Origin of the sequence: Pseudomonas sp. NBRC 111130, from assembly GCF_001320485.1 — a bacterium.
In the GTDB taxonomy this organism is placed as follows: Bacteria; Pseudomonadota; Gammaproteobacteria; order Pseudomonadales; family Pseudomonadaceae; genus Aquipseudomonas; species Aquipseudomonas vlassakiae.
In genome coordinates this window covers 151,325-165,401 of record NZ_BCBG01000013.1, presented here as the reverse complement: position 1 = coordinate 165,401, position 14,077 = coordinate 151,325, and the positions used below count along the sequence as shown (strand labels likewise).

23 protein-coding genes and 1 pseudogene are annotated in these 14,077 nt (G+C 60.0%); 18 read left to right on the top strand and 6 right to left on the bottom strand.

Going from position 1 to position 14,077, the window contains the following annotated elements:
* Positions 1 to 97: 97 nt before the first annotated feature.
* Together APH33_RS07835 and APH33_RS26465 are read right to left on the bottom strand one after the other, a co-directional pair.
* Positions 98 to 739, bottom strand: coding sequence for an EcsC family protein (locus tag APH33_RS07835; RefSeq protein ID WP_054884590.1), 642 nt, complete (start codon positions 737 to 739; stop codon positions 98 to 100).
* 306 nt (positions 740 to 1,045) lie between these two features.
* Positions 1,046 to 1,447, bottom strand: coding sequence for a GFA family protein (locus APH33_RS26465; RefSeq protein ID WP_082433491.1), 402 nt, complete (start codon positions 1,445 to 1,447; stop codon positions 1,046 to 1,048).
* Between the two features lie 212 nt (positions 1,448 to 1,659).
* Between APH33_RS26465 and APH33_RS27930 the strand changes: the two genes are divergently transcribed.
* The 14 genes from APH33_RS27930 to APH33_RS07770 all read left to right on the top strand — a co-directional run bounded on the left by APH33_RS27930 (position 1,660) and on the right by APH33_RS07770 (position 9,770).
* A complete protein-coding gene (locus APH33_RS27930; RefSeq protein ID WP_143524226.1) occupies positions 1,660 to 1,791 on the top strand; it encodes a hypothetical protein in 132 nt (43 codons plus the stop codon).
* A gap of 60 nt (positions 1,792 to 1,851) precedes the next feature.
* Positions 1,852 to 2,925 carry a helix-turn-helix domain-containing protein gene (locus APH33_RS07830; protein WP_082433487.1) on the top strand — a complete coding sequence of 358 codons (1,074 nt, stop codon included), beginning with the start codon at positions 1,852 to 1,854 and terminating at the stop codon, positions 2,923 to 2,925.
* Positions 2,926 to 3,101: 176 nt separating this feature from the next.
* Positions 3,102 to 3,587, top strand: coding sequence for a DUF2589 domain-containing protein (locus APH33_RS07825; protein ID WP_027609356.1), 486 nt, complete (start codon positions 3,102 to 3,104; stop codon positions 3,585 to 3,587).
* A gap of 10 nt (positions 3,588 to 3,597) precedes the next feature.
* Positions 3,598 to 4,197, top strand: coding sequence for a DUF2589 domain-containing protein (locus APH33_RS07820; protein WP_027609357.1), 600 nt, complete (start codon positions 3,598 to 3,600; stop codon positions 4,195 to 4,197).
* A gap of 93 nt (positions 4,198 to 4,290) precedes the next feature.
* Positions 4,291 to 4,563, top strand: a complete 273-nt coding sequence (locus APH33_RS07815) for a hypothetical protein (protein WP_027609358.1) — start codon at positions 4,291 to 4,293, stop codon at positions 4,561 to 4,563.
* Positions 4,563 to 4,862 carry a hypothetical protein gene (locus tag APH33_RS07810; RefSeq protein WP_054884582.1) on the top strand — a complete coding sequence of 100 codons (300 nt, stop codon included), beginning with the start codon at positions 4,563 to 4,565 and terminating at the stop codon, positions 4,860 to 4,862. Before APH33_RS07815 ends, APH33_RS07810 begins: the two co-directional genes overlap by 1 nt.
* A complete protein-coding gene (locus tag APH33_RS07805) occupies positions 4,846 to 5,079 on the top strand; it encodes a hypothetical protein (protein WP_054884581.1) in 234 nt (77 codons plus the stop codon). The genes APH33_RS07810 and APH33_RS07805 overlap by 17 nt, the downstream gene beginning before the upstream one ends.
* Positions 5,080 to 5,111: 32 nt before the next feature.
* Complete coding sequence (locus APH33_RS07800) at positions 5,112 to 5,498, top strand: hypothetical protein (protein ID WP_054884580.1); 387 nt, start codon at positions 5,112 to 5,114, stop codon at positions 5,496 to 5,498.
* Between the two features lie 103 nt (positions 5,499 to 5,601).
* On the top strand, positions 5,602 to 6,384 hold the full coding sequence (locus APH33_RS07795) for a glycoside hydrolase family 19 protein (protein WP_082433485.1): 783 nt from the start codon (positions 5,602 to 5,604) through the stop codon (positions 6,382 to 6,384).
* A 66-nt stretch (positions 6,385 to 6,450) separates the two neighbouring features.
* On the top strand, positions 6,451 to 6,978 hold the full coding sequence (locus tag APH33_RS07790; protein ID WP_054884579.1) for an EndoU domain-containing protein: 528 nt from the start codon (positions 6,451 to 6,453) through the stop codon (positions 6,976 to 6,978).
* A gap of 72 nt (positions 6,979 to 7,050) precedes the next feature.
* On the top strand, positions 7,051 to 7,299 hold the full coding sequence (locus APH33_RS07785; protein WP_027609364.1) for a hypothetical protein: 249 nt from the start codon (positions 7,051 to 7,053) through the stop codon (positions 7,297 to 7,299).
* Between the two features lie 900 nt (positions 7,300 to 8,199).
* Positions 8,200 to 8,499 (top strand): hypothetical protein, encoded by a 300-nt coding sequence (locus tag APH33_RS07780; RefSeq protein WP_054884578.1) that lies wholly within the window; start codon positions 8,200 to 8,202, stop codon positions 8,497 to 8,499.
* 187 nt (positions 8,500 to 8,686) lie between these two features.
* Positions 8,687 to 8,926 carry a hypothetical protein gene (locus tag APH33_RS27925; protein WP_054884587.1) on the top strand — a complete coding sequence of 80 codons (240 nt, stop codon included), beginning with the start codon at positions 8,687 to 8,689 and terminating at the stop codon, positions 8,924 to 8,926.
* Between the two features lie 151 nt (positions 8,927 to 9,077).
* Positions 9,078 to 9,770 carry a lipopolysaccharide kinase InaA family protein gene (locus APH33_RS07770; RefSeq protein WP_256218603.1) on the top strand — a complete coding sequence of 231 codons (693 nt, stop codon included), beginning with the start codon at positions 9,078 to 9,080 and terminating at the stop codon, positions 9,768 to 9,770.
* A 55-nt stretch (positions 9,771 to 9,825) separates the two neighbouring features.
* On the opposite strand, the gene APH33_RS07765 is transcribed toward APH33_RS07770, so the two are convergent.
* Together APH33_RS07765 and APH33_RS07760 are read right to left on the bottom strand one after the other, a co-directional pair.
* On the bottom strand, positions 9,826 to 10,062 hold the full coding sequence (locus tag APH33_RS07765; RefSeq protein ID WP_054884576.1) for a hypothetical protein: 237 nt from the start codon (positions 10,060 to 10,062) through the stop codon (positions 9,826 to 9,828).
* A 66-nt stretch (positions 10,063 to 10,128) separates the two neighbouring features.
* On the bottom strand, positions 10,129 to 10,443 hold the full coding sequence (locus APH33_RS07760) for a hypothetical protein (protein WP_054884575.1): 315 nt from the start codon (positions 10,441 to 10,443) through the stop codon (positions 10,129 to 10,131).
* 245 nt (positions 10,444 to 10,688) lie between these two features.
* Here APH33_RS07760 and APH33_RS07755 point away from each other — a divergent pair, with 245 nt between their 5' ends.
* Positions 10,689 to 11,057, top strand: a complete 369-nt coding sequence (locus APH33_RS07755; protein ID WP_054884574.1) for a hypothetical protein — start codon at positions 10,689 to 10,691, stop codon at positions 11,055 to 11,057.
* Between the two features lie 101 nt (positions 11,058 to 11,158).
* Positions 11,159 to 11,488 (top strand): hypothetical protein, encoded by a 330-nt coding sequence (locus tag APH33_RS07750; protein ID WP_054884573.1) that lies wholly within the window; start codon positions 11,159 to 11,161, stop codon positions 11,486 to 11,488.
* A 57-nt stretch (positions 11,489 to 11,545) separates the two neighbouring features.
* Here APH33_RS07750 and APH33_RS07745 read toward each other — a convergent pair whose 3' ends face one another.
* A complete protein-coding gene (locus tag APH33_RS07745) occupies positions 11,546 to 12,781 on the bottom strand; it encodes an NADH:flavin oxidoreductase/NADH oxidase family protein (protein ID WP_054884572.1) in 1,236 nt (411 codons plus the stop codon).
* A 101-nt stretch (positions 12,782 to 12,882) separates the two neighbouring features.
* Between APH33_RS07745 and APH33_RS07740 the strand changes: the two genes are divergently transcribed.
* Positions 12,883 to 13,320: a MerR family transcriptional regulator gene (locus APH33_RS07740; RefSeq protein WP_054884571.1), complete on the top strand. Its 438-nt coding sequence runs from the start codon at positions 12,883 to 12,885 to the stop codon at positions 13,318 to 13,320.
* Positions 13,321 to 13,364: 44 nt separating this feature from the next.
* On the opposite strand, the gene APH33_RS07735 is transcribed toward APH33_RS07740, so the two are convergent.
* Entirely contained in the window at positions 13,365 to 13,571 is a 207-nt protein-coding gene (locus APH33_RS07735; RefSeq protein ID WP_054884570.1) for a hypothetical protein, read from the bottom strand.
* 107 nt (positions 13,572 to 13,678) lie between these two features.
* Here APH33_RS07735 and APH33_RS07730 point away from each other — a divergent pair.
* Positions 13,679 to 14,017, top strand: a pseudogene (locus APH33_RS07730) (fatty acid--CoA ligase); the annotation flags it as partial.
* Between the last annotated feature and the right edge of the window lie 60 nt (positions 14,018 to 14,077).

The following is a 14,077-nucleotide window of genomic DNA, read 5'->3' as shown; positions in this document are numbered from 1 at the left end:
GCCCTTCGGCGTAGTCGGCAACTGCCGGCCAAAAGCGACCAGTCTATCGGCCGGTATTTTTTGAGCATCCGAGGCGAATGTGGCCGATGCCAGACCGTTATGCCGACGCGACCTCTTTTGGCGTAAATGTATCTCGCGCTACGTTACCGATGGCATTGGTCGTGTAAGCATCGAAACTTCCTCCAATCAAGCCACCGAGCAGGGGCACGGCTTTACCGAGATTGATCACCCCTTTTTCACCAAATTTGGTGAACAGCTTGAAGCCTACCTTTTTGTTTATCTCTATCAGCGTCTTGCCGGAAATCGACTTCACCGCATTCATTGCCAGCTTGTTGCCGACGACAATGCCGATGTCTTTCAGCAGTTCTTTAGCCGAGTTGGCTGTGAGACAGGCGAAAACCAAGGCCTTTACCTTGTCATCCTTGACATCGTAGCCACCCAGGTGAGCGATGGCGGCGATCATGCGAATTTGTACGAAAAGCACACTCGTGATGTTGGCGGGCAACGCGACGGGGAGTGTAATCAAACCGCCCAGGCCGGTAATGAAGCCTGAAGTGGCCGATTTGGTGTTTTGCCAGCGAATCAGGGAGTTAGCTTGATCGTAGGCAGAGCCTTCCTCCTTGGCGTAGCTGGCTGCGAGCTCCTCGGCGGAATCAAGACCGGAGAATCCATTTACGGATCGCTCGTATGCCCAGTCGAGCACTTGCATTATCTTTTCTTGACTTACCAGTTCCATCATCAGTCTCGTCATATGAATGATGGCCACATGATGCCATAGCCATACGGCTATCTGCTTACCTGGCATTGAACAAATTGCCTTTCCTCCGCGATGGCCGGCTTTCGACCCGTTGCTGCCGGTGAGCCGAACAGCAATCTTTGTGGGAGCGGGCGCGCCCGCGAAGAATCAAACGCGGAGACTGGCACCGGCTGCGCCGGTGTTCGCGGGCACGCCCGCTCCCACAGAGTGCGCGTCGCGCTCACGAAACCCGTTATTTAGCGACTGCTATGGGTCGGAAGCGGCCGTAACCGGCAGTCCTCTTTCCGGTCAGTCGCTCTGAGTCTGAATGCCAGCTGGTGCATACCAGGGCGCAGCGGAATCGACATGTAAGTGTTTATGCTTCTTCGGCAGGAACGGCGTATCAAGGGTGCCCAGCGCTATGGAAATCCAATCGGTATATTCACCTTTAGAACGTGACCAGAATAAGGTTGAGCCGCACTCCATACAAAATTCGCGCGCTACCGTCGGCGAAGAAGCATAGGTCTTGATGTAATTGGCGCCGCGGAGCACGCGCAGCTTGCTGCGCTGAATGCTTCCGTAGGATCCGAATGCGGCTCCATGACCTTTGCGGCACTGGCTGCAATGGCAATGACTCACTGCCTGGGGCGGGTCGACTAGCTCGAAACTGACTGCTGAGCACAAGCAGCTTCCTCGGTATGGCTTTGTCATTGTTGCTTCCGTGCAAATGACGCCAGCGTAACTGCTCCCGATGAGCTGGTCGAGCGGTTCTAAGACAACCGTCATAACGACCGCTTCGGGTCGATGGCTGCCGTTGGCGAGTGGCAGCTTTCGACCCAGACGACGTTGCGTCTGACAGCTGACTTTGTGGAAGCGGGTTCACCCGCGAACACCAGCAAAGCCGGTGCCATCCACCGCGTCGCCTGCTTCACCACGACACCATTGAGCACAAGATCGAGGACATCGTCGAGCAGATCGCCGAGCTCGGGCCAAGCGCAAGGTGCTGGTGCAACAGCATCCATCGAATGAGCCAGGAAACGGTGATGGCAAAGTGATGCAGGCCCCTCGGGAGTGAACCAACTTTCCGGCTCCACTATGGACAGTGAGTCGGAACCATGGAACCAACCTTCACCCCGCAATTCCTCCTTGCAGCGGCGCAGGACACTGCGTCGCTACCCACCTTCAGCAGTTCTGCCACGCACACGGCGGCCCAGGACCTGGCCCACTGGCAGTTGATCGCCAGCCTGCTGTTCGATGTCGGTGCCCGCACACCCACGCCTTTTTGCACTTCCCTGACGGTCTACCACTTCAGTCGTTTTCTGCTTAGCAGCGGCCATCTGGACGCTGCCCGTTATCGGCGCGATAGCACGCGCCTGGGGTGGTGCGACCTTGATCACTACCTGTTGCACCTGCCACTGCAGCGTGGCCTGGCCTGCGCCAACGGCCTGAGGGTACGTCCTTCGGATGTGGTGTTGCTCGACCTGGCGCAACCAGCCAGGTTCAGCATGGCGGCCGGCGAAGGAATCAGCCTGATTATGCCGCGTACGGCACTGTCGTTGCTGTTGTTCGACGCTGGTCAGTTGCATGGCGTGGTGCTGCGTCGGGAGACGGCCGCGGGGATGTTGCTGGCCCGTCTGCTGTCGTCGTTGGCGGCCACCGCACCGCACCTGGGCATGGATGAAGCACTGCGTCTGGCCTTGCCGCTGCTGGGGATGGTCGCGGCTTGCCTGGCCAAGGCCATGGCTGGCCAGGCGCAGGTTCAGGTCGCAGGCCAGGCTGACCTCGGGCGCCGTGTGCGCCTGCACATCGAGCGCAATCTGCACCGTGAAGACCTCACCCCGGCGGTACTGGCCAAGGAGGTCGGCACGTCGCGTAGCCAGCTGTACCGCTCTTTCGAGCGCTTCGGCGGCGTGCGCCACTACCTGTTGCAACGCCGCCTGCGCCGCTGCCTGTTCGCCTTGTGCGACAGCACCAACGCCGATCGGCGCATCGGCGACCTGGCCTACGACCACGGCTTTGTCGACGAAACCCATTTCAGTCGCCTGTTCCGCAAGGCGTTCGGTCTCTCGCCGCGGGCTGTCCGTGCGGCGCTGAACAATGGCGGGGTCTCTGGATTCTGTTGCCTGGTGCCGGCCAAGGGCGAGCGGCCTGTGCTCGATCACTGGGTCAGGGAACTGATCCATAGCTGAGTTCGCGGCCGGATGAACCTGGGACGCCCATCCAGGTTTTCGGGACGCCGGTACCGGGACGGCGCGTGTCCCTGGCCATAACCTGAGCTCACCAACCACAACAGGTGTCAGCCGCTGATGGCCCGTTCCCGTGACGGCCCGCGTCCGGCACCGACAATCGACAAGGAGCGTCTGTCGTGGCGAACCATTCCCTTCATCACCTGATCCAGAGCATTGCCGGTGCCGTGGCCGAGGCCCAGGACAAGATCCAGCGCTTCCAGATGGCGACCGTGCGCCAGTACTTCGATGACGACAACCGTCCGGTCAGCGTCGATGTGCGCCTGCCGCTGCAGTCACCCGACGCCAAGGACGGCGAGGAACGCCTGGTACGGGTGCCCCTGCTATCGCTGGTCGGCTCGCGCTTGCTGACCGTCAAGGACATGCAGATCGATTTCGAGGTCGGCCTGCATGCCGATTACCGTGAACCGAGTGCGGCACAGGCCGGTGATGTCGACCCCGACTCGCCGTGGCCGACCGACACACACACGCCTTTGAACGTCGATATGGGCGTTCGCCGAAATGGTGAAAGCGGGCCAGTGGCGCGCGTCACCCTCAGAGTCGAAACCCAGCCCTCGTCCGAGGGCATGGCGCGACTGATCCACAACCTCGATAAATTGATCTAGGAGAGACATCATGTCTGACTTTGTAATGGGTAACCAATTCCGCGGCCTGCCGATGGCAGACCTGATCGGTGCCCCCCTCAGCGCCGCCTGCGACGCTCAGGTCCGCCTGGCCAATGCCACCGCGAACTTCATCAAGGTGATTGGCTTCCTGCCCCCGGCCGACCCGGCCAACGCCGGCCCCAACGATGTCGGCGACATCCGCAACGTGTCGTTCCGCTACGACCGTTCGGCACCGACCGAAGACGATCCGGCCGCCATCGAGAAAGTCGAGCTGCAGCTGCCGCTGCTCGCGGTGGTGAAGGTGCCCAATCTTGCAATCAATAAGGTGGACATCACCTTCGACATGGAGGTACGCAACTCCGAGCAGTCACGCGACACCGAAGACCGCTCCGGCAGCTTCTCCGCCGAAGCCAAGCTGGGCTGGGGACCTTTCAGCGCCAAGGTCAACGTGTCCGGTTCGGTGGCCTCGCACAAGGAGAACACCCGTTCCACCGACCAGTCGGCGAAGTACCACGTCGAGGTTCATGCCGTCGACGATGGCATGCCTGAAGGCCTGGCACGGGTGATGGACATCATCGCCCAGTCGGTCACGCCCAAGATCGCCGCGTGACGCGCGGATGTCCTGAGCGACAAGCTGGCGAGGGAGAGGCCTGATCCGCAGGCCGACGCTGAGAATCCGTTTTTCCGGAGAGGGAATGCCGTGATGTTTGATTTGACGGATGTTGGATATGTAAAGCGCATCGTGGTCGGCAGCCTCGATCCGGAAAAACTGACCCCGGAGGAGGCCGTCGAGGCCCAGGCCACATTGCTCAACCGCTGCCTTAGCGGCACGCCGCGCGGACGGGTGCTGGGCATCGAGAAGAGTTTCAAGCTGCTCAACATCGGCGAGCACCAGGTCGTGCTGCAGGCGTTGACCTACCACGTCGGTTTCGCCCGCAGGCCGTATTGGCTGACGGACGAAGCGGAGCAATCGTGATGGACAGCCTGGAACAGTTCGTGATGGCGCTGGGGGCCGAGATGCAGCGTGCGCAGCAAGCCTGCGACCGTCTATGGCCAGGCACCCAGGTGGCTTCGTTGAACGTGGTGCTGGACGCCACGGTGGAGCCGGTCGGGGAAGGTCTGGCATTGCGTGTCGGCGGTACGCCTGCACGCGGACAGGGCAGGCATGCGTTGAGCATCGAGGTGCCGGGCTATGGGAACGAGGCCATCGTCGTGCGCGTGGATGGCGAGCTGCTGGGGATCTACAGGAGGCCAGGCGATGAGCAGGCGCAATGACCGTTCGATGCTGTTGGTTCTATCCCAGGAGGAGGGCAGTGCCTTGAAATCGATCATTGATCTGCAGTCGGTTCGCAACCGCAGGATGTCCGGCCCCAGGCGACTGGTGATCGGTATCGGTGCCGGCTTGCTGGTTGCGCTAATGGCGCTGGGCCTGGTGCGTCCGGAGCTGGCGATCGCCATCGCCGAATGGGTGGGCTTGCTGTTGGCGTTCTGAACATGTGCATTCATTCAACAAGGAGAGTCGAGATGAAATCCACCCTTGCAACACTGGCCGGTGCACTGGCACTGGCGACACTTCTGCCGGCGTTCGCTGAGCAGAAATATGTAGGACAGTTCGAAACCGAGGACGAGTTCCTCGACCTGATCCTGGTCATTCCCGACGAGGGACGCGAAGGGGCAGGCCGACTGCGCATCGATACCTGGTCGTGCAACCTGACGCTGGGCTCGCCATCCCCAGCAGCGGTCGCCGATGCCACTCGCTATCCCATCGTCAAGGCCGATGCCGGCAATTGCGCCGACCTGGATAAGGGCTACGTACTCGGCTGGCAAGTCGGCAAGAACCTTCAGATCCAGGTGTTCAGTCGTTACAAGAAGGACAGGTTCGGCACTCGCCTGACTCTCGTTCGCAAGTAGCGGCCAGACCCGCTCGACCCACCGCAATCCCTATCGAAACCAGCGCAAGGCAGGCATTGGCCGTCGCCGACGGGAAAGTCGTGCCTGCTGCAAGGAGGCAAGCATGTGCATCAAACAATCGGTTGGTGAAGGTGGCAACAACGACAAGGGCGATGTCCGCACCGTGCAGTTGTTGCTCAACATGAACAGCGGGCGAGGCGAATTCGTCTGTGCCCTGGTCACCGACGGACTCTGGGGGCCGGGCTCGCGCACGGCACTGAAGCGCTACCAGGAACTCCAGGGCATTGCCCAGAGCAAGACGGTCAGCGCCAACGACGACACCATCAAGGCCCTGCGGGCAGGCCTGCCATCGACGATCGGCACGGCGACCTTGTGGGCGGTGCTGATCCATGCCACCGGCGCGAAGGTCGAGGCGTTTCGACAGCCCATCCTCGATGTGTTCGCCCGTTACAAGATCGACACGCCACTGCGCCAGGCGCACTTCCTGGCGCAGATCGCCCATGAAAGCGGGTGCCTGCTGTACACCGAGGAAATCGCCAGCGGCAGCGCATATGAAGGGCGCAAGGACCTGGGCAACACCCAGTCGGGCGACGGCAAGCGCTTCAAGGGGCGTGGTCTGATCCAGCTGACCGGGCGGGCCAATTATCGCCAGTACGGCCAGGCCTGCGGGCGCGACTTCGAACTCAAGGATGCGCCCACCCTGGTCAGTACCGACCCGTTCCTGGCGGTGGATGTCGCCGGCTGGTTCTGGGACAGCCGCAAGCTCAACACCTACGCCGACAAGGACGACGTGAAGGAGGTCACCCGCCGCATCAACGGCGGCCTCAACGGCCTCGACGACCGCATCACCTACCTGACCCGCGCCAAGTGGCTGCTGGGGCTGTGACCGCTTTGCCGGGCACTCGCCCGAGCAACGCATGAATGATTCAACCCAACGAAAAGGAGCTTCACGATGAACAAGCGTATTGTCAGAAACTGCACACGCCTGGCCCTGGTCAGCCTGGTGACCCTGACCGGCATCGGTGCCGCCCAGGCCGACCCGACCTGCAGCAAGGGAATCCTGGCAGGCACCCCGCGGATCAATGCCCAGCACATCTTCTGCGGTGAGGTCAGCGCACCTGACGTTGCCAAGGGTTTCCACAGCCGTCCGGGCGGGATCAACCCCGACAGCGTCAGCAATGCACCGGCGGGGACGCATGGCGCGGGTGATGTCTACACCTTGAAGAACTTCACCATCGCCGAAGGTGCGAGAAGCGGGACGAAGAGCATCTCCACGATGTTCCCCGATCGCTGCACCGAGACCCAGGTGATCGCTGCGGTGCGCAATGCCTACGCGACCAAGGTTCAGGATGCCTCGAACAAGAGCAAGTATGTCGGCTCCTCGGGAACCGAGTGCCAGAAGGGCACACCTGCCGCTGCGTTCGATATCGTGTTCTATCTGAACGGCGATCTGATCAATACCGCCTATCCTAAACCCTGATTGCATCCACTCGTCGCCACGGGGCAGGTACCCGTGGCGACTGTTTTTCACTTTGCGACAGGAGTACGCCCCATGACCTTTTCCGATGGCTTGCAGGCATTCATCGCCGAAGAGGTGACTCGCGAAAGTATCGATACCCTGCTGGAAAAGGCAGAAGCCGTTCGCTACGGATCGGCCGACGTTACCTACAGTGGCAACGCCTTCCTGGTGACCTTCGTGGCGGACACCGCCGTGCTGCGCCACCACCACGTGGCGGACTGGCCGGAAGTACGGGTGCCGCTGGCCGAGTTCATCCAGCGCTTGCGCGCCTGGGCCGAGTGAGGTGATGCAAAAGCGTTTTATGCGATGATGGCCAGCCGCCTTTAGCCAGGACGCGCCAGGCGCCTACTTATGTGGCGGGAAAGAGGGTCTACAGCCGAGAAGGGGTACCCGGACATTCGCCTATCCGAGATAGAAGCCTGTTATAGACGCAGACAGACCTAGTGCGGACATGGCATCGTCCACACTGGTCTTCTCTTCATAGGGGTACTGAGACGAAATCATTAAACTCGCTTTCACGAGTTTCGGCCGCCAGCAGATGTGCGTAAATGTCCCCTTTGGGTCGTAAGTGGACAGTTAACGAAGGCTACTGGGTGATACCAATTTTGAATGGGTCCGTAGCTGCGACGAAGCCACGTAAGCTCCTGAACGAGCGCTGCATGGAAATACTTGAGTCATAGCTTCGCCTCGCCGCCATTCGGCGAAACGGTTAGCATTGATGGAAACAAGGCAGGCCATGAAGGTCTACCAGGCAGAAGCCTCGGATAGGCTCAAACCTTGCTGTGCATTGTGGGGGGCAGGAACATGCCGGAACGTGAAAGAAGGTACCGTGCATATACGTTGCTTCGCGAACTCGATTCGCTTGTTTCATCAACGATGAACCAGGTGGCATATGGCCGTCTCGGTGGGCCGGACTGGCAAGCCATGTGCGAGGCGCACCGGTGTGCATTTAAACAGTGGATTGAATTTGCCGAGTCGCTACCGAGCGCAAGCGAAGCTGGCGAGGGCCGCGAACTCCCACAAATGCCCTTGATAACTTATACAAAATTATAGTTTTGTATAAGTTATCGAAGCCGCCTGTCGTTCAAGTGTTGTTTCCGGTAAAGGGCACTTGAAAGTTATTTGATGCGCGTTACTTTGATCTCCCTATGGATCTTAAACACAAGATTAATGGAGGATTACATGCGAGTTCGTGGAAATGTGTTCTGGGATTGGGCAGACCCGACGCTGCACCACCGGACCCATGACGAAACGCTCGACGACGGCACGCACATTGATGTTCAGGTAAGGCTTTCAAGGACCGGTCAAACGCAGATGTTCATAGGCGTTTACGCACCTCAAGGCATGGCGGTTCACGAGGAGTCGTTCGCTGCCCGTCCAGGCGAATCGATGACGCGTGCGATGGCATGGGGTGTAGGAAGGGCACGAAAAATCGCAGTCGAGGGCGTGCATGCAGTGATACCGACGGTGGCTGCGGGCTAAATAGCCTCAAGGGTAGGTCCGGGCCACGGACCAACCCACCTCGTCCTCCAGCGCTTTCAATATAAGTACCGCCGCTGCGCTTCCTTCGGGTAGCTCATCCATGTGGGCGGGAAAGGGAACGCTTCTGAAAAGGCACCTGTCGTATCTCCATCAGAGGCGCATTCGAGGCGCCCAGTTGGAGAACGTGATGAGCCTTCAGTCCACCAGTCATGACCTTTACGTCCATTCCTACCTGGGTTACCAGGCATCCATATACGTACTGTGGGAGTCCAGTATTGAATTCCCCACCGGAATGTTGGTTGAAGTAGGGAAACCAGGTGCAACGGCACGAACGCTACGGGTGAGTCGGCCTTTTTCCTCTTCGACTGAAGCCATTCTGGAGGGGAAGGTCATGGCTGAACAGTACGTTCAAAGCCAAAACGGCTGAACTCCCTCTGGCGCGCCTTCTTGGCTGAAGCAGGTCCAAGCATTGCAGCTGAGGGCGTGCCGGTGGTGATATCTGCGGTAGCCGCCGGCGAGATCAGGGGTTTATATTTCGAGTCTCGCCGCGCCAAGGCTGGCAAATGAGTGAGTGCTCAATGACTAATAATTCAACAAACATGAGACCCTCCCTTCCACCTGTAGAGGACATCCTCGGCGCCCCCGGGAAATGGGTGGAGCCCCCCAATATCCGCAGAGGCGGGGAGAGTGGTGTACTTCGCGTCGAGCTGGAGGGCCTGACTTTCTACAAGAAACAGCAAGTCGGGCATGTCTATCGAAATTTGTTGCACCCGTTGGGGTACCCGACAGTTGCGCGTGAAGCTAAGGCCCTGCGTGCGGCTGCATCCTTAGGTGTTTCAACCCCATCGCTTGTCTACGCCCATGTCCGTAAACAGGACGGAGAGTGGCATGCAGTGATGGTGACGGCAGCGCTGGACGGTTACCTGTCGCTGGAGGACTTCTACGCCAACCAGCTCGACCAATCACTCGGGTCCAGGCGCCACCACGAAATCCTGGAGGCATATGGCCGAGTACTCGCCAGGTTGAACGTTGGCCGTTGGCAGCACGGTTGCCTGTATCTGAAGCATGTCTTTGTCGATTTCAGCGAGCCGAGCATCAAGGTGGCCTTGCTGGATCTCGAGAAGGCCAGGCAACGTCTAACCGCGAAGCGGGCCGCCCGGCACGACTTGAGGCAGGTCAAGCGCAGGTCCGGCTGGTCGGGCGATGAATGGGATGCGTTCTGTAGAGGCTATCGGTACTCGTTCGGCCATAACGTTGAGCGGCTTCTTTGACGTTTGAAGTCAGCCGTCTCCCGTCCGAGCCTTTGCCGTGGGCATGATGTAACTGTCACCCTTCAGGCGGGTTTATACCGCAGACGAATTCATCCGAACCGAGCCGGTGCGAGCCAAATTCGACGACATAGCCATCGCCACGGCGCTGCGCCTCGGCCCTGGCGGTTTTCTGGTCGGCATAGACGTCGACGAAGTGCCAAGGGTGCAAGGCTCGCAGCACGCCCCAGCCAAGCACCCAGCCTTCTTTATCAGGGTCTGCAGGAAGATGTTTGGCAAGGCTGCGAATGCTCATGTTTATCTCCTCGACACGGGTCAGCAGGATATCGTCGCGACTGAAACAAGATAGCCTGCATGCCAGTCACGCTTCGTCCAACAACCGTCCCGGGTTGAAGAAGAACGACGCAATGATAACGGCACTGATCACGCCCATCGCGTCCGCCACCAGCAACAGGAAATCGCTGCCATCCCCCAGCAGCGTTTGCTGGTTTACAGCGAAGCTCGCACCATGCGGAAAGGCTGCAATGCTCAGCAATGCCACCGCCAGCAGGGCTGACATCAGTTTGCTGTAAGTTCGGCCAGACAGCAGCGTACAGGCCCAGAAAACAAAAATGCTGAATACGGCAAGGCCTGCGGAAGCCATGAACTGAGCGAGTATCTCCAGCCACCACAGCATGGGTTTCTCCTGAACGATGCGCCGGGTCGATACGTATGAGAATCAGGGCTTTTTGAATCGTTCCGTTGGCCTAAAGAAATAACTCGAAAGTCGAAAATCCTAAGGGTAATTGGCCATTACCTCTATAGCCAACAAGCATATCGTGCTGGCTGTGTTGCGCAGTACCATTGGGCAATGAAAACCAAAAAAGGGCGGTGTGCTTGGCCACTTTTCAAGTTCTAGAAGGGGCAGCAGGAGCGTGTCGCGTGAAGAGTTCCAGATCGGTTGCAGGCGCAGTACTGTTATCCACATCCGCTACGCTGTTCATGGCCGGGTGCGCACAGAACCCGGATGTGCGAAGTGGCCATGATTATACGTCTGGCACCACCGAGAGAAGCACGCCAGCCTATCTGGGGTGTGTCAAAGGCGAACTTCCGGTAAATGTCAAAACGTACGAAGTCGACACCGACAACTCGGTCAAGCTGTACGTTGAAAGTACCGACCCCAACAAGGCCGATGGCCTGGTGGAGCTGCACGGTACGGGAACCGACCGCCAGTTCACTGCTTACCAGCGCGACGCCTGGTACGACCATGGCAGGCTGCTCGATGCGGCGTTGATGTGCAAAAAAGCTTGAAGTGATGATCTGCAGCAGAACAAAGCCCGCACACAAGCGGGCTTTTTGCATTGGGTCGATCCCGGATAGAATGGCACACGTTTCCGCCTGGTTAATTGCAAATGCCAACCCTTCGTATTTTGTTCAGTTTCGCAGTCATTGTCAGCCTTGCCGCTTGCGCAAACCCGGGCAAGCCTACCGCCAGTAAGCTGACCTCGAAATCCCCGGAAGATTATGCCGCCTGCGTCCTGCCAAAGTGGCAGGCGCTGTCCCCTCATACCACGCAAAAGTCGATCAATCACGGTTATCGGCTGACCGCGCCCAGCGCCGTGACGTCAGACGAAGTGCTGGAAGTCGTTGAGTACCGGGAAGGTAGCCGCGCAACGTTCTACAAAGGCAGTTTCCTGTCGAGTGACAAGTTGCGCCTGGCCGCACGAGAATGTCTGGATTGACCGGCTGCCATTGGCCTCAATAGTCTGAATGGCCCACCCGGCCATTATCGAACAGCATCAATCCAGCCGGTTGGCCATCATACGCTTGTATTGCTTCACCCGGCGCAGGGTGCACCATTGTTCCAGCAGCAGGGCTCCCAGGGGAGAAGCCTTGGCCTTGGGTCTGCTGCCCTTGGCCAGCCGGCGCATCTGCAGCTTGACCAGCGCCATGTAGGCCAGGGCGGCGAATGCCTTGCGCTTCCAGCGGATCGGCGGCAGTTCGGCCGAGGCCTTGGTCTCGCCGGCTTGCCAGCGTCGGGGCAGGTTGGGGTCGACCGCCAGTGCGGTGGCGATACCGGCCATGGCCACGCCACTGGCGAGCACCTGTTCGACCACGGGCAGGCGGCGGATGCCACCGGTAACCATCACCGGCATCCGGGCGATCGCGGCGATTTCGCGGGCGAACTCGAGGAAGTAGGCCTCCCGTGCCAGGGTACGCCCGTCGCGGGCGTCGCCTTGCATGGCCGGTGCTTCGTAGCTGCCACCGGACAGCTCTACCAGGTCCACCGGCAGCTCGTTCAGCCACAGCACGACCTGGCGCGCATCGGCAGGCTCGAAGCCGCCGCGCTGGAAATCGGCGGAGTTGAGTTTGACCGCCACGCTGAAGCCGGGAGACACCACCTCGCGCACCGCCTTGACCACCTCCAGCAGCAGCCGCGCGCGGTTTTCCAGGCTGCCGCCCCAGCGGTCCTGGCGGCGGTTGGTCAGTGGCGAAAGAAACTGGCTGAGCAGGTAGCCGTGGGCGGCGTGGATCTGCACCCCGCTGAAGCCGGCTTGTTCGGCCAGTGCCGCAGTGCGGGCGAAGCGCTGAATCAACGCGGCAATTTCGCCTTCGTCCAAGGCCTTGGGCTGCGGGAACAGCTTCGACAAACCGCCCATGTCCAGCGCGACCGCCGAGGGGGCCACGGTGGGTTGGCCGAGATTGGCCTGCATCTGCCGCCCGGGGTGGTTGATCTGCATCCAGAACTGCGCGCCCTTGGCGCGACCGGCCTCGGCCCATTGGCGAAAACGTTGCAACGGTTGGCTGTCATCGAGCATCACGCCGCCCGGGCCGGTCATGGCGCTGGGGTCAACCATGACGTTACCGGTCAGCAGCAAGCCCGCGCCGCCTTCAGCCCAGGCCTGATACAGGCGCAGCAAGCGATCGGAAGGGGTCTGGTCCTGATTGGCGAGGTTTTCTTCCATGGCCGCCTTGGCCAAGCGGTTGGGGATGACACTGCCATTGGGCAATTGCAAGGGCTGGAAGGGGGACATGCGGTGTTCTCCAAGGTAGCGCCGGGCGTCGGGCGGGTTGGGTTTTGGAGAAGGCTAAGGTTAAAGTAAACCTTAAGGTCAACAGAGAATTTCACACCCTCATGAAAATTGGCGAACTGGCCCGACGCACGGGCCTCAGCGCATCACGCATCCGGTTCTATGAGGCCAGCGGCCTGATCGAGGCTCGACGCCTGGGCAACGGTTATCGGGACTACCCGGAGCAGGCGGTGAGGTCGCTGGAGATCATCACCTGCGGGCAGCAGGCAGGCTTCAGCCTGGAAGAAATGCGCAAACTGACCAGCGCAGCGGGTGACGGCACAGCCCGGCATGATCTGCTGCTGGCAAGCCTCAAGCGCAAGGTGGCTGAAATCGAAGCCATGCAGTTACGCCTGGCGCAGAATCGCGCGCAATTGCTGGCGGTGATTGCCGGCATGCAGAGCAAGCCACAGGGCATGGATTGCGATGCCAATGCCCAGCGCCTGATCGCCGGGTGGCAGGACGGCGAGGCCGGCAAGGCTGATGACGGTGCAGTTCGCTGAGAGCCGGCTTGCCGGCCCTCACTTATGACGGTCTGGGTAACTGACTACCTGGTTTGCTTGGCCATGTTCATGTTCCGGCACTGTACCTCGGCATCCGTCCTGCTCGGGTAACTGGGTTTGAGCCGCTCCTTTTCCTGATTGTCATAGATATCGAAACCGCCGCATTCGGTCGCCGCGTAGTAACGGGTGCCGATGCGGAACGACTGCTTTTCGATGGGCACCGCCGGAACGATAACGAATCTTGGTTGCATGTTTCGTGCCTCCCCAGGCAGAGTTTTAAGTATTAGTCGGGCCTTTGCTAGCCATCAAGGTGGCTCATGAAGAAAAGATTGCAGCCCCGGCCCCGGCGCTCTGTCATCGTGATCGCATCAAGGATGTGATCAAGACCGGTGGTGAGTGGGTCAGCTCGGTCGAACTGGAAAGCCTGATCAGCCAGCACCCAGCCGTCGAGGCGGTGGCGGTGGTCGGCGTGCCGGACCCGCAGTGGGGCGAGCAGCCGCTGGCCTTGCTGGTGTGCATTGAAGGCCGGCAAGTGGATGCGGCGGCACTGGCTGAACACCTGCAGCCCTTTGTCGCCAGCGGCCAGCTGAACAAGTGGGCGATTCCACGGCAGATACGCTGTGTCGGGCAAATTCCGAAAACCAGCGTAGGCAAGGTCGACAAGAAGCTGATCCGGCAGTCGCTGCTCACCGAATAACCTGCGCAAGAAAGCGAGTGCGGGAGGCGGAGCGCGACGTTAAAGTGCGCTGAAACTGGT